This is a genomic window from Streptomyces sp. HUAS MG56 (genome assembly GCF_058673395.1).
The window spans coordinates 7,632,290-7,652,878 of the sequence record NZ_CM178722.1; the positions used below are offsets into that span (position 1 = coordinate 7,632,290).

The following is a 20,589-nucleotide window of genomic DNA, read 5'->3' on the forward strand; positions in this document are numbered from 1 at the left end:
CCCCCGACGTCAGGCCGGCCGCTGCAGCACCGTCAGGCTGCGGTCGGGCAGGGTGAGCCGGTCGCCCGCCCCGACCTTCGCCCCGCCGCCCGGCGGCACCCCCTCCGGGCGGGCCGTGTCGACCACCACCTGCCACTGCCGGCCGTGGTCGACCGGCACCAGGAACTCCAGCGACCCGGGGGAGGCGTTGAACATCAGCAGGAAGGAGTCGTCGGTGACGCGCTCCCCGCGCGCGCCGGGCTCGGAGATGGCGTTGCCGTTGAGGAACACCGTCAGCGCGGACGCCCGCGCCGAGTCCCAGTCCCGCTGCGTCATCTCGGCGCCCTCCGGGGTGAACCAGGCGATGTCGGAGAGGGCGTCGTGCGTGCCCTCCACCGGCCGTCCGTGGAAGAAGCGCCGCCGCCGCAGCACCGGGTGGTCCCGACGGAGCCACACCATCGCGCGCGTGAACTCCAGCAGCCACCCGGCCTCGTCCCCGTCACCGGCCTCGTCACCGGCCTCTTCCCCGATCCCGTCGCCGGTGCCGGGCCAGTGCACCCACGACAGCTCGTTGTCCTGGCAGTAGGCGTTGTTGTTGCCCTGCTGGGTGCGCGCGAACTCGTCGCCGTGGCTGATCATCGGCACGCCCTGGGACAGCATCAGCGTGGCGACGAAGTTCCGCAGCTGCCGCGCGCGCAGCGCGCGCACGTCCGGGTCGTCGGTCTCGCCCTCGACCCCGCAGTTCCACGACCGGTTGTGGCTCTCGCCGTCCCGGTTGTCCTCGCCGTTGGCGTGGTTGTGCTTGTCGTTGTACGAGACGAGGTCGCGCAGCGTGAAACCGTCGTGGCAGGTGACGAAGTTGATCGAGGCCAGCGGACGGCGGCCGTCGTCCTGGTACAGGTCGGAGGACCCGGTCAGCCGGGAGGCGAACTCCGCGAGCGCCCGCGGCTCGCCCCGCCACAGGTCCCGTACCGTGTCACGGTACTTGCCGTTCCACTCGGTCCACAGCGGCGGGAAGTTGCCCACCTGGTAGCCGCCCTCGCCGACGTCCCACGGCTCGGCGATCAGCTTCACCTGGGAGACCACCGGGTCCTGCTGCACCAGGTCGAAGAACGACGACAGCCGGTCCACCTCGTGGAACTGCCGGGCCAGTGTCGCCGCGAGGTCGAAGCGGAAGCCGTCGACGTGCATCTCGAGGACCCAGTAGCGCAGCGAGTCCATGATCAGCTGGAGCACGTGCGGGGACCGCATGAGCAGCGAGTTCCCGGTGCCGGTGGTGTCCGTGTAGTAGCGCGGATCCTCGGCGAGCCGGTAGTACGACGGGTTGTCGATGCCCTTGAACGACAGCGTCGGGCCCAGGTGGTTGCCCTCGGCCGTGTGGTTGTAGACCACGTCCAGGATGACCTCGATCCCGGCCTCGTGCAGCGCCCGGACCGCCGACTTGAACTCCAGCACCTGCTGTCCGCGGTCGCCCCAGGAGGCGTACGCGTTGTGCGGGGCGAAGAAGCCGATCGTGTTGTAGCCCCAGTAGTTGCTCAGACCCAGGTCGGCCAGCCGGTGGTCGTTGACGAACTGGTGTACGGGCATCAGCTCCAGAGCCGTCACCCCGAGCCCGGTCAGATGGTCGATGACCGCGGGGTGGGCCAGCGCCGCGTACGTGCCGCGCAGCTCCTCCGGCAGCCCCGGGTGACGCATGGTCAGGCCCTTGACGTGGGCCTCGTAGATGACCGTGTGGTGGTACTCGGTGCGCGGCGGCCGGTCGTCGGCCCAGTCGAAGTACGGGTTGATCACGACCGAGGTCATGGTGTGCGGCGCCGAGTCCAGGTCGTTGCGCCGCTCCGGCGCGCCGAAGTGGTAGCCGTACACCTCCTCGCCCCACCGGACCGAGCCGCTCACCGCCTTCGCGTACGGGTCGAGCAGCAGCTTCGCGGAGTTGCAGCGCAGCCCGCGCGCGGGGTCGTACGGGCCGTGCACGCGGAACCCGTAGCGCTGTCCCGGCATCACGCCCGGCACGTACGCGTGCCGCACGAACGCGTCGCTCTCGCGCAGTTCCACCGCCGTCTCCGAGCCGTCGTCGTGCAGCAGACACAGCTCTACTCGGTCCGCGGCCTCCGTGAAGACCGCGAAGTTGGTTCCGGCGCCGTCGTAGGTGGCGCCGAGCGGATACGCCTGTCCAGGCCAGACCTGCATGCACACGACTCTGACAGGTGATCCGCCCGCCCGGGGCCGTGACGGCTCCCGAGTCTCCCGAAAGTAACGAAACCTCACCTGCCCCCGGAGCGGGCGCGAGGCGCCCCGGCATCCACCGCGGTGCCGCTCACCAGCGCTGACGGAGCTCGGGTGGGCCCCGCCCGGCACCCCGCGGACCGTCCCCGCTATGAATCCGCTCACTCCCCGTGACACAGGGCCGTCGAATGACCGTCGGCACAGGTCGAGTTGAGGAAAACAGTTGGACAACCGACCTGTCCATCCGGCTGCAACCCCGACCGCTCCCGGAGTACCCTTCCTTGATCGTTGAGACGGGGAAGGCCCCGGAGCGCGGAAGGCGGTGCACGGGTGGGCTCGGGAGGGCTGGAGCTGCCCCCTGGTGACGAGGGTCACGAGGGAAACTCCACAGACGTCCCGCCCGGCGCGGTGTCCCTGGCCCGGCCGATGGACGCGGGCTCCATCGGGCCGGAGCTGGACTGGGGCGCCGACGCCTGGCGCGAGGTGCGCACCCGCGCCCAGCGGGCCGGCCGGGCCTACATCTGGCTGAACCTCGTCGAACAGCGGCTGCGCGCCGTCGTGGCCGCCGTGCTGCGCCCCATCTACGAACCCGTCCACGCGGACGACTGGGTGGTCGCCGCGGCCGGACCCGCCGGGCAGGAGTGGGTGCAGCGCGCGGTCGCCGTCCGCGAGGTCAGCCGCCGAAAGGGCTATCTGCTCGATCCGGCCGACGACAACGTGCTCAGCTTCCTGACCCTGCCGCAGCTGCGCGAGCTGATGGTGCAGCACTGGCCGTGCTTCGAGCCGTACTTCGACGAGCGCCGCGACCTCGAACTCGCCCTGGACGAGCTGGAGGTGACCCGTAACGTCGTCTCCCGCAACCGGGCCCTGTCCGAGACGGTGCTGAGCCAGGCCGAGCGGGCCTCGGCCCGCCTCCTGGAGATGCTCGGCGCGGGCGGGGACGTCCCCTCCGCGCGCCGGCTGCCCGTCGACGCGGTCGAGGACCTGGTCGGCGACCGGTACGCCGACGTGGTCGCCGTCCACGCCGACCGGGTGCGGCTCATGCGCCAGTTCCCCGCCGAGGACCTCTTCGCCGGCGCCCGCCGCCTCGACGCCACCGGCATCGGCCTCAACCTGCTGGTGCAGAACTTCTCCGGGCGCCGCCTGATCCGCCTCGCCGAGTCCGGCTGCCGGGTACGGCTGCTGTTCCTCAACCCGGCCTCCAGCGCGGTCAAGCGCCGCGAGCGCGAACTGGGCATGAAGCGGGGCGAGCTGAGCCGCTCGGTCGAGATGAACATCCTGCACATGCGCCGGGTGCGCTCCCGGCTGCGCGACCCCGGCGCCTTCGAGATCCAGGTGTACGACGAGACGCCCCGCTTCACCGCCTACCTGGTGGACGGCGACGGCGCCGACGGCATCGCCGTGGTGCAGTCCTATCTGCGCGGCGCCCGGGGGATGGAGTCGCCGGTGCTCGTGCTGCGCAACGGCAGCAAGCTGGTGAAGTCGGACGACGTCAGTGAAGCCGGTCTCTTCCCGACATACCGGGAGGAATTCGAGCTGTCCTGGGCGGATTCGCGCCCTGTGTCCTGAACTGTCCGTCGGGGTAAGCGGAATCCCGTCCTCGGGTTGTCAGTGCCGCGTGCGAGGGTGGAGGCCACTGGGGGAAAGCACCACCGAGAAGGGGGGCCGCCATGGGCTGGCACCGTGAGCTGCTGATCGGCTTCGACCTGGAGACGACCGGCACGGATCCGCACGAGGCACGCATCGTCACCGGTGCGGTGATCGAGGTCAGGGCCGGGGAGCCCGTGGGGCGCCGGGAATGGCTGGCCGATCCCGGGGTGGAGATCCCGGCCGACGCGGTGGCGGTGCACGGCATCAGCACCGCGCGCGCCGTGGCCGAGGGCCGGCCCGCCGACCAGGTGGCCGACGCCCTCGCCGAGGCCCTGAGCGGGTACTGGAAGGCGGGCGTCCCGGTCGTCGCCTACAACGCGGCCTTCGACCTCACCCTGCTCTCGGCCGAACTGCGCCGCCATGGCCTGCCGTCCCTCGCCGACCGCCTCGGCGGCACCCCGCCCGCCCCGGTCGTCGACCCCTACACGATCGACCGCTGGGCCGACCGCTACCGCCGCGGCAAGCGGAATCTGGAAGCGGTCTGCGCCGAGTACGGCATAGTCCTCGACCGGGCCCACGACGCCGCGGCCGACGCACTCGCCGCGGCCCGCCTGGCCGGCGCGATAGCCGACCGCCACCCGAAGATCGCGTCCCTGAGCCCGGCGGACCTGCACGGCCGCCAGATCGAGTGGTACGCGCAGTGGGCGGCGGACTTCCAGGCGTTCCTGCGCCGCAAGGGGGATGCGGAGGCCGTGGTGGACGGGGCCTGGCCGCTGCGGGAGTTGGCCGAGAGCCGCCCCGCGTAGCGATCGCCCCGCGGCAACCCCGCGACACGCTGCGGTCGTTGCTGCGGCACGCTCAGAACGGATACCAGCGCACCGACTCGTCCCCGTCCCGCAGCGACGCCACCCGCCTGCGGAACTCGGCCAGCGCCTTCGGGTTGCTCGCGGCGTGCTGGGCCACCCAGGCGCAGCTCGCCGTCTCCCGGGCGCCGCGCAGGACCGAGCAGCCCGCCCACTCCCGTACGTCCCAGCCGTACGCCTCGGTGAAGGAGTCGTACGCCTCGGCGGGCAGCCCGTACCGGTCACGGGAGAGGGCCATGACCACCAGATCGTGCTCGCGCAGGTCGGCGGAGAAGGTCTCCAGGTCGACCAGGACCGGTCCGTCGGGCCCGATGTGCACATTGCGGGGCAGGGCGTCGCCGTGGACGGGGCCCGGCGGCAGATGGGGCGTCAGCGCGGCCGCGGCCGCCGCGAAACCGTCCCGGCGTGCGCGGAGGTAGGCCGCGTCCTCGGGGTCGATCGCGTCCCCCGCGAGCCGCAGCCAGCGCTGGACACCGCCCAGCAGCTCGCGCGGCGGCAGGGCGAAAGGAGGAGAGGGAAGTGCGTGCACGATCCGCAGCAGCTCCGCCAGATCGCGCGGCTCGGCGGGCCGTACCGGCTCCGGCAGCCGGTGCCACACGGTCACCGGGTGCCCCTCGGTCAGCCGCGGCTTCGGCTCGGCCGCCCGCACCGCCGGCACGCCCGCCTCGGCCAGCCAGCCGGCGATGTCCAGCTCGCGCCGGGCCCGCTCCAGCAACTCGGCGTCCCGGCCCACCTTCACGACCAGGTCGCCGGCGGCGAAGACCGCGTTCTCCCCGAGGGCGAGCAGCCGCGCGTCCCCGGCCCGTCCCGGCAGCACCCCCGCCGCGGCCAGTACGTCCCGTGCCCGTCCCTCGTCCATCGTGCCTCCGTGCGGTCGTCTCCCCGGTCAGTCTCGCATTCGCACAGGTCGGGTGGCGTGCCGGGCCGGGTGCGCGGTCCCTCGACGCGACCCCGGGCGTTCACCGACGCCCAGTCGGGCCGCACCCGGGCCACCCACTGGACCGGCGCCCTGAACTTCCAGGACCTGCTGGGGCGGCTCGTATACAACCCGGACGCCGACATCCTCGACGAGAACCTGCGTCACCTCGCCTCCGGGCCGGGAAAACCATTTGGACGAGACGCAACGTCTCGTCTAGCCTCTGGGGCATGACCAGCTCCGCACACATCGCCATGTTCTCGATCGCCCAGCACGGCCACGTGAACCCCAGCCTGGAGGTGATCCGGGAACTCGTCGCACGGGGCCACCGGGTCACGTACGCCATCCCCCCGGTGTTCGCCGAGAAGGTGGCCGAGACCGGGGCCCGGCCCGTCCCGTACACCTCCACGCTGCCCGCACCCGGCGCCGACCCGTCGGTCTGGGGGACGACGCTCCTGGACAACGTGGAGCCGTTCCTCGCGGACGCCGTCCAGGCGCTTCCCCAGCTCATCGAGGCCTACGCCGGCGACGAGCCCGACCTCGTGCTGCACGACATCGCCTCCTATCCGGCCCGCGTCCTCGCCCACCGCTGGGGCGTCCCGGCGATCTCCCTCTCGCCGAACCTCGTCGCCTGGGAGGGGTACGAGAAGGAGGTCGCCGAGCCGATGTGGGCGGAGCCCAGGAAGACGGCGCGCGGGCAGGCGTACTACGCCCGGTTCGAGGCCTGGCTGAAGGAGAACGGGATCGACCAGCACCCGGACCCGTTCGCCGGACGCCCGGCCCGCTCGATCGTGCTGATCCCGAAGGCCCTCCAGCCGAACGCCGACCGGGTCGACGAGCGGGTCCACACCTTCGTCGGCGCCTGCCAGGGCGACCGCGCCGGCCAGGGCGACTGGCAGCGGCCGGCCGGCGTGGACAAGGTCGCGCTGGTGTCCCTGGGCTCGGCCTTCACCAAGCAGCCCGGGTTCTACCGCGCGTGCGTCCGCGCCTTCAGGGACCTGCCCGGCTGGCACCTGGTACTCCAGGTCGGCCGCCATGTCTCCGCCGCCGACCTGGGCGACGTACCGGCCAATGTCGAAGTGCGCGACTGGGTACCGCAGTTGGCGATCCTGAAGCAGGCGGACCTGTTCGTCACACACGCGGGCGCCGGCGGCAGTCAGGAGGGCCTCGCCACGGCCACCCCGATGATCGCCGTACCGCAGGCCGTCGACCAGTTCGGCAACGCCGACATGCTGGTGGCCCTCGGCGTCGCCCGGCGGCTGGACACCGAGGAGGCCACCGCCGACCGCCTGCGCGAGACCGCCCTCGCCCTGGTGGACGACCCGGAGGTGGCCCGCCGCCTGAGGGCGGTCCAGGCCGAGACGGCCCAGGAGGGCGGCACCCGCCGGGCGGCCGACCTCATCGAGGCGGAGCTGGCCCGACGCGCCGGCGCACAGGGACAGGCGGCGTAGAACGAGGGATGTCCGATCCGCCGTCAGCGCACAGGTTTGTGATTACAGAAGCTTGTTGAACAAGTCACAGCTGCGTGGAGAGGTTGCTCCGGCACCCGCCCATCGGCCAGAGTTTCGCGCAGTCCGCCTCGTGCGGGCCGGCCGTCGTGCCCACCCCCACGGGGCACGACGGCCGTTCTACGCTGGCCCGATGACGACCTACGCGGCGCTGTTGCGCGGTATCAACGTCGGCGGTGCCAAGAAGCTGCCCATGGCCGACCTGCGCGCCCTGCTGACCGGCCTCGGCCACACGGGCGTACAGACCTATCTGCAAAGCGGCCAGGCCGTGTTCGGCGCGGAACAGGGCGACGAGGAGTCGCTGGCGGCGCAGCTGAGCCGGGCGATCGAGGAGCGCTTCGGCTTCCCCGTCGACGTGCTCGTGCGCGAGCACGCCTATCTGAAGGCCGTCGCCGAGGCCTGCCCGTTCCCGGCCGCCGACCTCGCGCCGAAGCAACTGCACGTCACGTACTTCTCCGCGCCCGTCACCGCGGAGCGCTACGCCGGGATCGACCGAAGCGCCCACCTCCCCGAGGAGTTCCGGCTCGGCGACCGCTGTCTGTACCTGTACGCCCCGGACGGTCTCGGCCGCTCCAAGCTCGCCGAGGCGCTCGCCCGCACCCGCCCGACCAAGGGGCTGATCGCCACCAGCCGGAACTGGAACACCGTGGTGAAACTGGTGGAGTTGACGGCACCACCGGCATGACGCGGCCGGGCACGCGTGTGCGAGGCTCGCCCCATGCGCTACATCATCATCGGGGCGGGAGCGGTCGGCGGAAGCGTCGGCGGGCGGCTCGCCCAGGCCGGGCGCGAGGTCGTCCTCGTGGCCCGCGGCAGACACCTCGCGGAGCTCGCCGCACACGGGCTCCGACTGCTCGTCCCGGAAGGGGAGTCGAGGCACCGGCTGCCCGTCGTCGACGGTCCCGGCCCGCTCGGCGAGCTGCGCGCCGACGACGTCCTCCTCCTCGCCGTGAAGACGCAGGACACCGTCGCCGCGCTGGAGACCTGGGCCGACGTGCCCGTCGCGGGCGGCGGTACGGCGGCGCGGAGGCTGCCGCTCGTGTCCCTCCAGAACGGCGTGGAGGGCGGACGGCTCGCACTGCGCCGCTTCCGGCACGTGTACGGCGTCTGCGTCTGGCTGCCCTCGGCCTTCGTGGAGCCCGGTGTCGTCTCAGCCGCCGGCCGCCCGCTCACCGGTGTCCTGCACCTCGGCCGCCTGCCGCACGGCACCGACGACACCGCCCGCCGTATCGCCGCCGACCTCGCGGACGCCCGCTTCGAGGCACCCGTGGTGCCGGACGTGGCCCGCTGGCAGTACGCGAAGCTGCTCTGGAACCTCGGCACCGCCTTCGAGGCCTTGTGCGGCCCCGCCGCCGACGAGGCCGCACACGCCCTGCTCGCGCGCGTGCGCGCCGAGGGCGAGGCCGTACTCGACGCCGCCGGTATCGCGCACGCGAGCGCGGAGGAACAGCGCGCGGCGCGCGGCGACAAGGTGACCCTGGTGCCGCTGGACGGCGCCCCGCGCGGCGGCGGCTCCTCCTGGCAGTCCCTCGCCCGCGGCACCGGCACCATCGAGGCGGACTACCTCAACGGCGAGATCGTCCTGCTCGGCCGGCTGCACGGCGTGCCGACCCCGCTGAACGAACTGCTCCAGCGCCTCGCGGGCCGCTTCGCCCGCGAGCACCGGGCCGCCGGCTCGATGCCGGTCGCCGAGCTGGTGCGCAGGGCGGACGAGGCCGAGGACGGGAAGGACGCGCCGACTGGACCATGAAAGGGAGAGGTGAATGGGCCGGGACCGGGCACCCATGACCCACTGGCGTCACTGTCTGGACCACCTCCCGCCGGCCGTTTGAGGTCGAGCGGCTGCGCCCGCTCGACCTCCGGTTCCGGGCGATGAGCCTGTACCTGCACAACACCGGCAACGAACTCCCCGACCGGTACCGGGACCTGGTGGACCGTTCGATCGGCCCGGTGCGGGTCGCGGTGCCGCGGCCGAGCGGCACGGCGAGAAGGTGCTGCGCGGTCTCTGCACCGCGTTCGGCACCCGGATCCACGAGCGCGACATCGAGGACTTCGACGCGGTCGTCGCCGAGTCGCCGGCCGAACTCGGGCTCCCCGCAGGCCTCGCGGCCGCCGCGCACGACCCGGCCTACGACGAAGCCGTGCGCCGCAGCCACGAGTCCGGGACCGAGCGGGAGACGGGCGGCTACGTCGGCACGCCCACCCCGCACGTCGACGGCACGGTGTGGTTCGGACCGGTGCTGCGCGCCGTTCCGCGCGGCGCCGAGGCGGCCGAACTCTTCGACAGTTTCCGGGTGCTGGCCCGCCACCCGACCTGTTCGAACTCAAGCGCACCCGCACCGGCTCCCTCCGCTTCGACCGACCCCGACGCCGGTTGGCCGATAAACGCCGTTGAGGCGCCCGAAGTTCGCCCTCACCTGTGACACGCGGGCCGCACCCGGCGCAGAACGAAGAGCCACCGGGTCCGACGTCACAGGGGAGCGCCGGACCCGGAGGCCTTGTACCACGTCTTCACCCCGCGGTGGGTCGGCTCCGCGAACCTCGCGACAAAATCATCGGCTTGTCCCTAGGGTCGACAGCGTGAACGGCCGGAGGGAAGCAACGGCCGGAGCGGAACGGAGCGAGGGGACGGATGAGCGGGGCGCACAGCACCGGCACCGCGCACAGCGCGGCACCCACCCCGCGCCACGCGCCCGGCCCCCCGCGTGTCACCGGCCCGCGGGGCCCGGTCAACGGACACCGATCACCCGGATGGGTGGCGATTTTCGGCCCACTCCGCACTACCGTGACCGCCCGGCCTCCCGCCCGTCCGACGGGCCCCCGCGACGTCGGTAACGTCAGCGGTCCCTCCCCCTCACTCAAGCTCCCCTCACGGCCCCTGCGGGCCAGAAGCGAGGCCAGGACATGACCACCTACGGCTACGGCGGCCGCGGCCGCATCAGCCTCGGCGACGGCACACCGCCGGATCTGGAGACCCTCATGGCCGTCGCGGAGCGGCTCACCGCCGCGCTGCAGGCCGAATACCCGGGCATCGCCGAGTACGGCGTGATCATCCAGCGTCAGTTCGAGCAGTCCGCGGAGGACGGCCTGCCGCCCAACCTGGGCCGGATCCGCTCCTCGCTGAACGAGATCGCCATCCGGGCGGGCGCCGGCACCGGCAGCCTCACCTTCACCCAGCGACTCCTGGACGACCTCGGCCTGTGACCCGCCGGAGCCCCGCCGCCACGGGGCCGGGTGCCCTCCGCGCCGGCCGGTGCGCTCAGGCGCCCAGCGCCGCCAGCGCCGGCCGACGGGCCGCGTCGTAGCGCTCCAGCAGCACCCGCGCCACCTCCGGCGCGGCACCCAGCACCCGCGCCCGTACGTCCGCCCCGGCCGCGCCCCGCGCGATGCGGTCCGGCAGGAAGCCGGGGGCCAGGACGTACGGCGCGACGGCGACCCGCGCGCAGCCGAGGGCCCGCAGTTCGGCGACGGCGTCCTCGGTGCGCGGCAGGGACGCGGAGGCGAACGCAGGCCGCACGGCGCACCAACCGGTGTGCCGCCACTCCCGCGCGATGTCTGCGATCACTGCGATCGCCTCCGGGTCGGAGGACCCCGCCGAGGCCAGCACGACCCCGGTCGAGGACTTGTCGGCGGGGCTCAACCCCGCCTCGTACAGCCGCCGTTCCAGCGCGGACAGCAGCAGCGGCGACGGGCCGAGCACGTCCGCCTGCCGGATCCGCAGCCGCGCCGGGGCGTCCCTTAGCACGGCCGGGATGTCGGCCTTCGCGTGGAAGGCGCGCGTGAGCAGCAGCGGCAGGGCGACGACGTCCCGTACCCCCTCCGCCGCCAGGGACTCCAGCACCCCGTGCACCGACGGCACGTTGAAGTCCAGGAACCCGGTCTCCACGCGCAGCCCCGGCCGCAGCGACCGCACCCGCTCCACCAGGGCGTGCACGGTCGCCGCGTGCCGCGGATCGCGGCTGCCGTGGGCGATGACGAGAAGAACCGGGGCGCGCATCTCAGCCCTTCACCAGCAGACCGCGGCTGCGCAGCACCCACCGCTCCAGCGGGCTGAAGATCAGCAGGTCGATCGCGACGCCGACGAACAGGATGAGCAGGATGGCCTCGAACACCATGGCCATGTCGCTGGCGTTGCGGCCGTTCTCCAGCAACTGGCCGAGGCCCACGCCCAGATCGGGGAAGGACGCGATGATCTCGGCGGCCATCAGCGAACGCCACGAGAACGCCCAGCCCTGCTTGAGCCCCGCCACGTAGCCGGGCATCGCGGCGGGCAGCGTCACGTGCCAGACGCCCTTCAGACCCGTCGCGCCCAGCGTGCGGCCGGCCCGCAGGAACAGCGGCGGCACCTGGTCGACGCCGGACACCAGACCGTTGGCGATCGACGGGACCGCGCCGAGCAGGATCACCGCGTACATCATCGAGTTGTTCAGGCCCAGCCAGATCACGGCCGGCGGCACCCACGCCACCGACGGCAGCGACTGCAGACCGGACAGGATCGGGCCGATGGCCGCGCGCACGAACTTCGCCCGGGCCACCAGCAGCCCCAGCGGGGTGCCGATGACCAGGGCCAGCGCGAAGCCGAGCAGACCGCGCGAGACGCTGGTCCAGATGTAGCCGAGCAGCGTGCCCTGGAGCCAGGCCTCCTTGAAGGCGTCGCCGACGGCCGCCGGCGAGGGCAGCTTGGTCGGGTTGTTCACGACCGGATACAGCAGGGCCCACACCGCCAGGACCACCGCGATGGCGACGATCGGCGGCAGGATCTTGTTCACGAACGTCTGCCGGAACGGCGGACGGCCCGTGGTGGTGGTCTCCAGCGCGTCGAGGCCCGCCTCGACGCTCCCGGCGTCCTGGCCCGGCGCGTCCTGGGCCGGCGTCGTCTCAGTGCTGGCCATGACGGCGGATCTCCCCCCGCAGTACATCGGTGATCTCAAGGGACAGTTCGGCGACGGGGGCGTCCTCGATGCGCCGCGGCTGCGGGATGTCCACGCTCCACTCGCGCGCGATCCGGCCCGGCCGCGAGGACAGCAGCACGACCCGCTGGGCGAGCCGCACCGCCTCGCGCACGTTGTGCGTGACGAACAGCACGGACAGGCCCGTCTCCGCCCAGATCCGGGTCAGCTCGTCGTGCAGCACGTCCCGGGTGATGGCGTCCAGCGCCGAGAACGGCTCGTCCATCAGCAGCAGGTTGCTCTCCTGGGCGAGCGCGCGGGCCAGCGCGGCCCGCTGCCGCATGCCGCCCGACAGCTCGTGGACGCGCTTGCCGTGCGCGCCCTTCAGCCGGACCAGGGCGAGCAGCTCCTCGGCCCGCTCGCGCCGCTCCGGCTTCGCAACTCCCCGGAGCTTCAGGGCGAGTTCGATGTTCTTGCCCGCGGTCAGCCACGGGAACAGTGCGTGCTCCTGGAACATCAGGGCCGGGCGCCCGTCCGTCGTGATGGCGCCGGCGGAGGGCCGATCGAGCCCCGCCACCAGGTTCAGCAGCGTGGACTTGCCGCAGCCCGAGGCCCCCAGGAGGGTGACGAACTCGCCAGGAGCGACATCGAGGCTGATGTCGTCCAGCACGAGCTGCTGCCCGCCCGGAGTCGGAAAAGACTTCGAGACATGCTCAAGACGCGCCGCGTACTGCGTCGTTTCGGCGGCCTTGGCGAAGGTCGTGGCCATGGTCGTCACCTCCTGGGGACTGGTCGAGACCTGCGTCAGCTCGTGCCGAGACCGGCCGCGTCGACCGTGCTCGCGCCCTCGGCCTTGAGGACCTTGTTGAGGATCGTGAGGTCGTAGATGCCCTTCAGGTCGGGCTGCTTGAGCAGACCGGCCTTCACGGCGTGCTGCGCCTCGGTGTCGAGCGTGGCGGCCAGCGGGTCGTCGGTGAACCGGATCGACTTCCACGCCGGGTCCAGGACCTTCGTCGGCAGCGCCTTGCCGGAGTCATCCGCCAGCTGCTTGTTCGCAGCCGCCTGCGCCTGGTCCGGGTTGGCGTTGATCCACTTGTTGGCCTCGACCGAGGCCTTCAGCACCGCCTCGACCGCCTTCGGGTGCTCCTTCAGGAACGACTGCCGCACGATGATGTTCGTGATCACGAACTTCTTGTCCGGCCACAGCGACGACTCGTCCAGCAGCACCTTGCCGCCCTCGGCGACCAGCTTCGACGCGGTCGGCTCCGGCACCCAGGCGCCGTCGATCGAGCCGTTCGCGAAGGCGTCCGGGGTCACCTTGTTGTCGGTGCGCACGACCGACACATCGCCCTTGCCGCTCTGCGCGTCGACCGTCCAGCCCTGCTCCGCGATCCAGTTGAGGAACGCCACGTCCTGCGTGTTGCCCAGCTGCGGGGTGGCGATCTTCTTGCCCTTGACGTCCTTGAGGGACGTGATCTTCTTCGGGTTGACGACCAGCTTCACCCCGCCGGACGCCGAACCGCCGATGATCTTCAGGCTCTTGCCGTTCGACTTGGTGTAGCCGTTGATCGCGGGGGAGGGGCCGATCCAGCCGATGTCGATGGACCCGGAGTTCAGCGCCTCGATCTCGGACGGACCGGCGTTGAAGAGCGCGTAGTCCGCCTTGGTGGCACCCAGTTCCTTCTGGAAGATGCCCTGCTGACGGGCGACCAGTGCGGTGCCGTGCGTCAGGTTGCCGAAGTAGCCGATCCTGACGGAGCCGAGTCCGTCGATCTTCTTCGCGCCGGCGGCGACCTTCGCGGTGTCGTCCTTGTGCGCTGCGGATCCGTAACCGCAGGCGGCGAGGGTGAGGAGGGGGAGCGTGGCTATCACCGCAAGGCTGCGGCGGAAGGCGGTTGTTGCAGGCACGGGAGGTGTTCCTCTCGGAGGCCCGGCGGTCACGGTCTCTCAGGTCGTGGCCGGGAGGTCGGCAGGTCTTCGTCTACGGCGGTGGGGGGTGAGGGCGCGCAAGCGGTGCGCGTACGTCAGCGCACACATCGGGCCACTCCGCCCTGCCCGCTGCCGAGGGCGCCGCTGCCGACGCGGCCGCCCTCCTTGGCGAACGTCGAGTACACGTCGGTCGTCGTCATGTCAGAAGTCCCAGCCGTCCTCGTCGGCCCGGTCCTTGACCGGCTCCGGGGCCGCGAACGACTCGCCGACCATGCCCGCGGTGAGCGTGGTGCCGTCGGCCGGGTCGATCAGGATGAAGGAGCCGGTGCGGCGCGAGTCGGCGTAGGAGTCGACCGGCAGCGGCTCGGCGGTACGGATCTTCACCCGGCCGATGTCGTTGGCGACGAGCTGTCCCGGGTGCGGGTGCAGGGACAAATCGTCGAGCGTGAGCCGGGACGGGATGTCCTTCACGATCGCCTTGACCGTGCGGGTGCCGTGCTTGAGCAGCACCCGGTGCCCGACGGTCAGCGGCGCGTCCGCCACGTGGCAGACGGTCGCCTCCACGTCCTGGGTGGTGGCCGGCGCGTCCTTGGTCGGCACGATCAGGTCACCGCGCGAGACGTCGACGTCGTCCTGGAGCAGCAGGGTCACCGACTGCGTCGTCCACGCCACGTCGACCGGCTCGCCCAGCAGGTCGATGCCGGAGATCCTCGTGGTCCGGCCGGACGGCAGGATCGTGACCTGTTCGCCGACCCGGAAGGTGCCGGCCGCGATCTGGCCCGCGTAGCCCCGGTAGTCCGGGTGTGCGGCGGTCTGCGGCCGGATCACGTACTGCACGGGCAGCCGGGCGTGGCAGTGCGCCAGGTCATGGCTGACCGGCACGGTCTCCAGGTGCTCCAGGACGGTCGGGCCGCCGTACCAGTCCATGTTCGCGGACGGCTCCACCACGTTGTCACCGGCGAGCGCCGAGATCGGGATGGCGGTGACCTCGGGGACGCCCAGCTCGGTCGCGTACGCCGTGAACTCCTCGGCGATCGACGCGAACACCGTCTCCTCGTAGGCGACGAGGTCCATCTTGTTGACCGCGAGGACCACGTGCGGCACGCGCAGCAGCGCGGCGATCGCCGCGTGCCGACGGGTCTGCTCGACCACGCCGTTGCGGGCGTCGACCAGGATCACCGTCAGCTCGGCCGTGGAGGCGCCGGTGACCATGTTCCGCGTGTACTGCACATGGCCGGGCGTGTCGGCCAGGATGAACCGGCGCCGGGGCGTGGCGAAGTAGCGGTACGCCACGTCGATCGTGATGCCCTGCTCCCGCTCGGCGCGCAGGCCGTCGGTGAGGAGGGCGAGGTCCGGCGCGTCCTGGCCGCGGCTCGCGGAGGCACGCTCCACGGCCTCCAGCTGGTCTGCGAGGACCGACTTGGAGTCGTGCAGCAGCCGTCCCACCAGGGTGGACTTGCCGTCGTCGACGGAGCCGGCGGTGGCGAACCGCAGCAGGGTGGTGGCCGAGAGCGCCTCGGTCGTGGTCGTGCTCATGGCTAGAAGTACCCCTCGCGCTTGCGGTCTTCCATCGCGGCCTCGGACAGCTTGTCGTCGGCGCGGGTCGCGCCCCGCTCGGTGAGCCGGGAGGCGGCGATCTCGGCGATCACGGCGTCCAGCGTGGTGGCGTCGGAGTCGACGGCACCGGTGCAGGACATGTCACCGACGGTCCGGTAGCGCACGAGCCGCTTCTCGACCCTCTCGCCGTCCTTCGGACCGCCCCACTCACCGGCGGTCAGCCACATGCCCGACCGCGCGAACACCTCGCGCTCGTGCGCGAAGTAGATCTGCGGCAGCTCGATCTTCTCCCGCTCGATGTACTGCCACACGTCCAGCTCGGTCCAGTTGGACAGCGGGAAGACCCGGACGTGCTCGCCCGGGGCGTGCCGGCCGTTGTACAGGTTCCACAGCTCGGGGCGCTGGCGGCGCGGGTCCCACTGGGAGAACTCGTCGCGCAGCGAGAACACCCGCTCCTTGGCGCGGGCCTTCTCCTCGTCACGGCGCCCGCCGCCGAAGACCGCGTCGAACTTCTCGCTCTGGATCTTCTCCGTCAGCGGCAGCGTCTGCAGCGGGTTACGGGTGCCGTCGGGACGTTCCTTCAGCACACCCCGGTCGATGTAGTCCTGGACGGAGGCCACATGGAGGCGCAGCCCATGGGCGGCCACCACACGGTCCCGGTACTCAAGGACCTCCGGGAAGTTGTGTCCCGTGTCCACATGCAGCAGCGAGAACGGCACCGTGGCCGGCGCGAACGCCTTCAGCGCCAGGTGCAGCATGACGATGGAGTCCTTGCCCCCGGAGAACAGGATCACCGGGTTCTCGAACTCGCCCGCCACCTCACGGAAGATGTGCACCGCCTCGGACTCCAGCGCGTCCAGATGAGACAGGGCGTACGGGCTGCCCGTACCGTCCTTCACCGTGGCGACGGTCGTCATGCCAGTCCCCTCTCGCTCAGCAGGGCGTACACCGACGCGGCGGACTCCTGCACGGTCTGGTTCTGCGACTCGATCCGCAGATCCGGGGTCTCGGGCTCCTCGTAGGGGTCGTCGACCCCGGTGAGCCCGGTCAGCTCGCCCGCGGCCTGCTTGGCGTACAGCCCCTTCACATCGCGGACGCTGCACACGTCGACCGGGGTCGCCACGTGGATCTCCAGGTACGGCGTGGTGTTCTCGGCGTGCCGCTTGCGCACCGCCTCCCGGCTGTCCGCGTACGGCGCGATCACCGGCACCAGCGCCGTGACGCCGTTGCGGGCGAGCAGTTCGGCGACGAAGCCGATGCGCTGCACGTTGGTGTGCCGGTCCGCGCGGCTGAAGCCGAGGCCGGCCGAGATGAACTCGCGGATCTCGTCGCCGTCGAGCACCTCGACGCGGTGGCCCTCGCCGCGCAGCCGGCCGGCCAGCTCGTACGCGATGGTGGTCTTGCCGGCGCTCGGCAGACCCGTGAGCCAGACGGTGGCCCCGGTCGTCACGTGGTTCTCCTGGGTCGAGTCGTTCGAGTCGTTCGTCATCCGTGCAGTCCGCACTCGGTCTTGGCGCGGCCCGCCCAGCGGCCGGCCCGCGCGTCCTCGCCCGCGAGGACCCGGCGGGTGCAGGGGGCGCAGCCGATGGAGGCGTATCCGTCCGTCAGCAACGGGTTGGTGAGGACGCCGTGTTCGGCGACGTAGGCGTCCACGTCGTCCTGCGTCCAGCGGGCGATCGGGGAGATCTTGACCTTCTGCCGCTTCTCGTCCCAGCCGACCACCGGGGTGTTCGCCCGGGTCGGGGACTCGTCGCGGCGCAGGCCGGTCGCCCAGGCCCGGTAGCCCTTCAGGCCCTCCTCAAGCGGCCGCACCTTGCGCAGCGCGCAGCACAGGTCGGGGTCGCGGTCGTGCAGCTTCGGTCCGTACTCGGCGTCCTGCTCGGCGACCGTCTGCCTCGGGGTGAGCGTGATGACGTTGACGTCCATCACGGCCTCGACGGCGTCCCGGGTGCCGATGGTCTCCTCGAAGTGGTAGCCGGTGTCGAGGAAGACGACATCCACGCCCTTGCGCACCCGGGAGGCGAGATGGGCGACCACCGCGTCCTCCATGGACGAGGTGACGCAGAAGCCGGGGCCGAAGGTGTCCACCGCCCACTGGAGGATCTCCAGCGCGGAGGCGTCCTCCAGGTCCCGGCCCGCCTGCTCGGCGAGCGCCTTCAACTCCTCGGCCGTACGCTGTTCCTGAGCCGTCGTCATGTCCGGTCATCCCCTCCGTGGTCGGCCCGCTGGAGCCCCCGGGCCAGCAGCCCGAGGAACTTCAGCTGGAATGCGCGGTTGCACGCCCCGCATTCCCAGGCGCCGTGACCCTCCTCGTGCGGACGCAGGTCCTCGTCACCGCAGTAGGGGCAGTAGAAAGGCGCGGCGCGCTCGCTCATGACAGGGCCTCCTCGGAGGCGCGGGCGGCCCAGGCGGCGAACCGCTCGCCGTTCTCGCGCTCGGCCTGGAAGCGCTTCAGCACCCGCTCGATGTAGTCGGGCAGTTCCTCCGCGGTGACCTTCAGGCCGCGCACCTTGCGGCCGAAGCCGGCCTCCAGACCGAGGGCGCCGCCGAGGTGCACCTGGTAGCCCTCGACCTGCTCGCCCCGGTCGTTCAGGACCAGCTGGCCCTTGAGGCCGATGTCCGCGACCTGGATCCGGGCGCAGGCGTTCGGGCAGCCGTTGAGGTTGATGGTGAGCGGCTCGTCGAAGTCCGGCAGACGGCGTTCCAGTTCGTCGATCAGCGTCGAGCCGCGCTGCTTGGTCTCGACGATCGCGAGCTTGCAGAACTCGATGCCGGTGCAGGCCATGGTGCCGCGCCGGAAGGAGGACGGCCGGGCGGTGAGGTCCAGCGCGTCGAGCCCTTCGACCAGCGACTCGACCTTGTCCTCGTCGACGTCGAGGACGATCATCTTCTGCTCGACCGTGGTGCGGACCCGGCCGGAGCCGTGCGCCTCGGCGAGGTCGGCGATCTTCGTCAGCGTGGCGCCGTCGACCCGGCCGACCCGCGGGGCGAAACCGACGTAGAACCGGCCGTCCTTCTGCCGGTGCACGCCGATGTGGTCGCGCCACTGCTGGGCCGGCTGCTCGGGGGCGGGCCCGTCGATCAGCTTGCGTCCGCCCAGGTACTCGTCCTCCAGCACCTGACGGAACTTCTCCGCGCCCCAGTCCGCGACGAGGAACTTCAGCCGGGCCCGGTTGCGCAGCCGGCGGTAGCCGTAGTCCCGGAAGATCGAGACGACGCCCTCGTGGACGTCCGCGACCTCCTCCAGCGGCACCCAGGCGCCGAGCCGCACGCCCAGCTTGGGGTTGGTGGACAGACCGCCGCCGACCCAGACGTCGAAGCCCGGGCCGTGCTCGGGGTGCCGTACGCCGACGAAGGCCACGTCGTTGATCTCGTGCACGACGTCCATCAGCGGCGAGCCGGAGATGGCCGTCTTGAACTTGCGGGGGAGGTTCGAGTACGCCGGGTTGTTCAGCACCCGGCGCTTCATCTCCTCCAGGGCCGGGGTGGCGTCGATGATCTCGTCCTCGGCGATGCCCGCCACCGGGGAGCCGATCATCACACGCGGGGTGTCACCGCAGGCGGTCACGGTGGACAGGCCCACGCCCTCCAGCCGCTCCCAGATCTCGGGCACGTTCTCGATCTGGATCCAGTGGTACTGGACGTTCTGCCGGTCGGTGATGTCGGCGGTGCCCCGCGCGAACTCCTGCGAGATCTCGCCGATCACGCGCAGCTGCCGCGTGGTGAGGGCGCCGCCGTCGATGCGCACCCGCATCATGAAGTAGCGGTCGTCCAGCTCCTCCGGCTCCAGCACCGCGGTCTTGCCGCCGTCGATCCCGGGCTTGCGCTGGGTGTACAGACCCCACCAGCGCATCCGGCCGCGCAGATCGCTCGGGTCGATCGAGTCGAAACCGCGCTTGGAATAGATCGTCTCAATGCGTGTCCGCACATTGAGACCGTCGTCGTCCTTCTTGACCTGCTCGTTCCCGTTGAGCGGGGTGAAGTGCCCCGCGGCCCACTGACCCTCGCCGCGGTGACGGCTCACCTTGCGGCGCGGCGCGGAGGCGGCGGGGTTCTGTGGGGTGGCGGCCATGGTTCTACGTCCTTCGGGACAGGCGGGAAGGGGCTCTGACCTGCGCATGAGCGCGCATGCGGGCATGCTCGCGCGGCATTGCGCGGCAGAAATCAGGTGCGGGGAAGTGCGGCGGTGCTGGTGGGCTCAGCTCGCCGGACAGATGGCGCTGGACATGCGGCCGAGGTCGACGTGCCGCCGACTCACCAAGGCAATTCCAGTTCCAGACATGACGGAAGCGTGTCACGGCGATCTGGACACAGTCCAGCTTTATCCATCATGCGGACATCCTTGTCCCGAAATATGGAACAAGGGTGTCGTCGCTCACATGCGCCGCCGAAGCCTTGTCCCGGCAGGTCGGGCCGGGTATGCGGAGGTACGGGCGCCGGACGGGCTCAGGCGGGGTACGCCCCCGGCCACGGACCGGGCGTCGCCGTCTCCGGCTCCAGCTCGACCTTCGTGTCGAACAGCGTGAAGCCCCGCCGCCGGTAGTTGTCCAGGGCGAACTCGCCGTCCTTGCTGCACGTGTGCAGCCACACCCGCTTCGTCGGCGCCCGCCCCGGCCACCGCTCCGCCAGGTCCCAGGCGCGGGCCGTGCCGTACGACAGCAGATGACCGCCGATGCGCCGGCCGCGGAAGGCGGGGATCAGCCCGAAGTAGACGATCTCCACCACGCCCTCGTCCTGTGCCGCCAGCTCCACGTAACCGGCGGGCGTACCGCGGTCGTAGGCCACCCAGGTCTCCACCCCGGGTCGCGCCAGGTACTCCTGCCACACGGTGTACGGCCAGCTCAGCCGGTCGGTCCAGCGGATGTCGCCGCCGACCGAGGCGTACAGGAAGCGGCTGAACTCGGGGGAGGGGGCCGTGGCGCGGACGATCCGGACGTCGTCGCCCTCCGGTGCGGCGGCGGGCAGGAGATCGGCCGGGGACGTCTGCTCCAGGGACCAGGTGGTGACGGGGACGCTGCTCATGCGGGCCAGGGAATCATCCCGCCGCGGATCTGTCGATCGACCTGGTCACCCCGCGTGCGGCCAGGGGGGAAGGGAGCTCGCTCCGGCAGCGGCCCGCCGCCGCGGACCCG

The 20,589-nt window shown here is 71.7% G+C and carries 20 protein-coding genes and 1 pseudogene; 7 read left to right on the top strand and 14 right to left on the bottom strand.

Annotated features, from left to right (window positions below):
* Positions 1-9: 9 nt before the first annotated feature.
* Positions 10-2,169 (bottom strand): glycogen debranching protein GlgX, encoded by a 2,160-nt coding sequence (gene glgX, locus AC4OXY_RS35760; RefSeq protein WP_491991689.1) that lies wholly within the window; start codon positions 2,167-2,169, stop codon positions 10-12.
* 366 nt (positions 2,170-2,535) lie between these two features.
* Here glgX and AC4OXY_RS35765 point away from each other — a divergent pair, with 366 nt between their 5' ends.
* Together AC4OXY_RS35765 and AC4OXY_RS35770 are read left to right on the top strand one after the other, a co-directional pair.
* On the top strand, positions 2,536-3,774 hold the full coding sequence (locus tag AC4OXY_RS35765) for a DUF5919 domain-containing protein (RefSeq protein ID WP_356021846.1): 1,239 nt from the start codon (positions 2,536-2,538) through the stop codon (positions 3,772-3,774).
* A 101-nt stretch (positions 3,775-3,875) separates the two neighbouring features.
* Positions 3,876-4,601, top strand: coding sequence for a 3'-5' exonuclease (locus tag AC4OXY_RS35770; protein WP_356021848.1), 726 nt, complete (start codon positions 3,876-3,878; stop codon positions 4,599-4,601).
* Positions 4,602-4,653: 52 nt separating this feature from the next.
* Here AC4OXY_RS35770 and AC4OXY_RS35775 read toward each other — a convergent pair whose 3' ends face one another.
* Positions 4,654-5,517 carry a phosphotransferase enzyme family protein gene (locus AC4OXY_RS35775; RefSeq protein ID WP_362821156.1) on the bottom strand — a complete coding sequence of 288 codons (864 nt, stop codon included), beginning with the start codon at positions 5,515-5,517 and terminating at the stop codon, positions 4,654-4,656.
* A gap of 287 nt (positions 5,518-5,804) precedes the next feature.
* Between AC4OXY_RS35775 and mgt the strand changes: the two genes are divergently transcribed.
* The 5 genes and pseudogenes from mgt (at position 5,805) to AC4OXY_RS35800 (ending at position 10,286) form a co-directional block, all read left to right on the top strand.
* Complete coding sequence (gene mgt / locus AC4OXY_RS35780) at positions 5,805-7,025, top strand: macrolide-inactivating glycosyltransferase (RefSeq protein ID WP_491991690.1); 1,221 nt, start codon at positions 5,805-5,807, stop codon at positions 7,023-7,025.
* A gap of 190 nt (positions 7,026-7,215) precedes the next feature.
* Positions 7,216-7,767: a DUF1697 domain-containing protein gene (locus AC4OXY_RS35785; RefSeq protein ID WP_362821157.1), complete on the top strand. Its 552-nt coding sequence runs from the start codon at positions 7,216-7,218 to the stop codon at positions 7,765-7,767.
* A gap of 33 nt (positions 7,768-7,800) precedes the next feature.
* Positions 7,801-8,832: a ketopantoate reductase family protein gene (locus AC4OXY_RS35790; RefSeq protein WP_491991691.1), complete on the top strand. Its 1,032-nt coding sequence runs from the start codon at positions 7,801-7,803 to the stop codon at positions 8,830-8,832.
* 56 nt (positions 8,833-8,888) lie between these two features.
* Positions 8,889-9,477: pseudogene (locus AC4OXY_RS35795) on the top strand (mycothiol-dependent nitroreductase Rv2466c family protein); the annotation flags it as partial.
* Between the two features lie 509 nt (positions 9,478-9,986).
* On the top strand, positions 9,987-10,286 hold the full coding sequence (locus AC4OXY_RS35800) for a hypothetical protein (RefSeq protein ID WP_356021857.1): 300 nt from the start codon (positions 9,987-9,989) through the stop codon (positions 10,284-10,286).
* Between the two features lie 55 nt (positions 10,287-10,341).
* Here the strand turns inward: AC4OXY_RS35800 and AC4OXY_RS35805 are convergent, their stop codons facing one another.
* The 12 genes from AC4OXY_RS35805 to AC4OXY_RS35860 all read right to left on the bottom strand — a co-directional run bounded on the left by AC4OXY_RS35805 (position 10,342) and on the right by AC4OXY_RS35860 (position 20,479).
* A complete protein-coding gene (locus AC4OXY_RS35805) occupies positions 10,342-11,079 on the bottom strand; it encodes a sirohydrochlorin chelatase (RefSeq protein ID WP_362821160.1) in 738 nt (245 codons plus the stop codon).
* Position 11,080: 1 nt separating this feature from the next.
* Positions 11,081-11,974: an ABC transporter permease gene (locus tag AC4OXY_RS35810; protein ID WP_356021861.1), complete on the bottom strand. Its 894-nt coding sequence runs from the start codon at positions 11,972-11,974 to the stop codon at positions 11,081-11,083.
* Positions 11,961-12,740, bottom strand: a complete 780-nt coding sequence (locus AC4OXY_RS35815) for an ABC transporter ATP-binding protein (protein WP_356021863.1) — start codon at positions 12,738-12,740, stop codon at positions 11,961-11,963. The genes AC4OXY_RS35810 and AC4OXY_RS35815 overlap by 14 nt, the downstream gene beginning before the upstream one ends.
* A 35-nt stretch (positions 12,741-12,775) precedes the next feature.
* Positions 12,776-13,879: an aliphatic sulfonate ABC transporter substrate-binding protein gene (locus AC4OXY_RS35820; protein WP_362821161.1), complete on the bottom strand. Its 1,104-nt coding sequence runs from the start codon at positions 13,877-13,879 to the stop codon at positions 12,776-12,778.
* A 222-nt stretch (positions 13,880-14,101) separates the two neighbouring features.
* Complete coding sequence (locus AC4OXY_RS35825) at positions 14,102-15,436, bottom strand: sulfate adenylyltransferase subunit 1 (protein ID WP_376286580.1); 1,335 nt, start codon at positions 15,434-15,436, stop codon at positions 14,102-14,104.
* 2 nt (positions 15,437-15,438) lie between these two features.
* Positions 15,439-16,374 (bottom strand): sulfate adenylyltransferase subunit CysD, encoded by a 936-nt coding sequence (cysD, locus tag AC4OXY_RS35830; RefSeq protein ID WP_376286577.1) that lies wholly within the window; start codon positions 16,372-16,374, stop codon positions 15,439-15,441.
* Positions 16,371-16,907: an adenylyl-sulfate kinase gene (gene cysC, locus AC4OXY_RS35835; RefSeq protein WP_376287109.1), complete on the bottom strand. Its 537-nt coding sequence runs from the start codon at positions 16,905-16,907 to the stop codon at positions 16,371-16,373. The genes cysD and cysC overlap by 4 nt, the downstream gene beginning before the upstream one ends.
* A 35-nt stretch (positions 16,908-16,942) precedes the next feature.
* Positions 16,943-17,653, bottom strand: a complete 711-nt coding sequence (locus tag AC4OXY_RS35840) for a phosphoadenylyl-sulfate reductase (protein WP_362821164.1) — start codon at positions 17,651-17,653, stop codon at positions 16,943-16,945.
* Positions 17,650-17,832 carry a hypothetical protein gene (locus tag AC4OXY_RS35845; protein WP_356021875.1) on the bottom strand — a complete coding sequence of 61 codons (183 nt, stop codon included), beginning with the start codon at positions 17,830-17,832 and terminating at the stop codon, positions 17,650-17,652. The genes AC4OXY_RS35840 and AC4OXY_RS35845 overlap by 4 nt, the downstream gene beginning before the upstream one ends.
* Positions 17,829-19,529 carry a nitrite/sulfite reductase gene (locus AC4OXY_RS35850; protein ID WP_356021877.1) on the bottom strand — a complete coding sequence of 567 codons (1,701 nt, stop codon included), beginning with the start codon at positions 19,527-19,529 and terminating at the stop codon, positions 17,829-17,831. Before AC4OXY_RS35850 ends, AC4OXY_RS35845 begins: the two co-directional genes overlap by 4 nt.
* Positions 19,530-19,655: 126 nt before the next feature.
* Complete coding sequence (locus AC4OXY_RS35855) at positions 19,656-19,739, bottom strand: putative leader peptide (protein WP_309486338.1); 84 nt, start codon at positions 19,737-19,739, stop codon at positions 19,656-19,658.
* Positions 19,740-19,903: 164 nt separating this feature from the next.
* Complete coding sequence (locus AC4OXY_RS35860) at positions 19,904-20,479, bottom strand: GNAT family N-acetyltransferase (protein ID WP_356021878.1); 576 nt, start codon at positions 20,477-20,479, stop codon at positions 19,904-19,906.
* Positions 20,480-20,589: the final 110 nt, after the last annotated feature.

Coding starts and splice junctions, on each gene's coding strand:
- glgX (WP_491991689.1), bottom strand. CDS start 2,169: ATGCAGGTCTGGCCTGGACAGGCGTATCCGCTCGGCGCCACCTACGAC.
- AC4OXY_RS35770 (WP_356021848.1), top strand. CDS start 3,876: ATGGGCTGGCACCGTGAGCTGCTGATCGGCTTCGACCTGGAGACGACC.
- AC4OXY_RS35775 (WP_362821156.1), bottom strand. CDS start 5,517: ATGGACGAGGGACGGGCACGGGACGTACTGGCCGCGGCGGGGGTGCTG.
- mgt (WP_491991690.1), top strand. CDS start 5,805: ATGACCAGCTCCGCACACATCGCCATGTTCTCGATCGCCCAGCACGGC.
- AC4OXY_RS35785 (WP_362821157.1), top strand. CDS start 7,216: ATGACGACCTACGCGGCGCTGTTGCGCGGTATCAACGTCGGCGGTGCC.
- AC4OXY_RS35790 (WP_491991691.1), top strand. CDS start 7,801: ATGCGCTACATCATCATCGGGGCGGGAGCGGTCGGCGGAAGCGTCGGC.
- AC4OXY_RS35800 (WP_356021857.1), top strand. CDS start 9,987: ATGACCACCTACGGCTACGGCGGCCGCGGCCGCATCAGCCTCGGCGAC.
- AC4OXY_RS35805 (WP_362821160.1), bottom strand. CDS start 11,079: ATGCGCGCCCCGGTTCTTCTCGTCATCGCCCACGGCAGCCGCGATCCG.
- AC4OXY_RS35810 (WP_356021861.1), bottom strand. CDS start 11,974: ATGGCCAGCACTGAGACGACGCCGGCCCAGGACGCGCCGGGCCAGGAC.
- AC4OXY_RS35815 (WP_356021863.1), bottom strand. CDS start 12,740: ATGGCCACGACCTTCGCCAAGGCCGCCGAAACGACGCAGTACGCGGCG.
- AC4OXY_RS35825 (WP_376286580.1), bottom strand. CDS start 15,436: ATGAGCACGACCACGACCGAGGCGCTCTCGGCCACCACCCTGCTGCGG.
- cysD (WP_376286577.1), bottom strand. CDS start 16,374: ATGACGACCGTCGCCACGGTGAAGGACGGTACGGGCAGCCCGTACGCC.
- AC4OXY_RS35840 (WP_362821164.1), bottom strand. CDS start 17,653: ATGACGACGGCTCAGGAACAGCGTACGGCCGAGGAGTTGAAGGCGCTC.
- AC4OXY_RS35845 (WP_356021875.1), bottom strand. CDS start 17,832: ATGAGCGAGCGCGCCGCGCCTTTCTACTGCCCCTACTGCGGTGACGAG.
- AC4OXY_RS35850 (WP_356021877.1), bottom strand. CDS start 19,529: ATGGCCGCCACCCCACAGAACCCCGCCGCCTCCGCGCCGCGCCGCAAG.
- AC4OXY_RS35855 (WP_309486338.1), bottom strand. CDS start 19,739: ATGTCTGGAACTGGAATTGCCTTGGTGAGTCGGCGGCACGTCGACCTC.
- AC4OXY_RS35860 (WP_356021878.1), bottom strand. CDS start 20,479: ATGAGCAGCGTCCCCGTCACCACCTGGTCCCTGGAGCAGACGTCCCCG.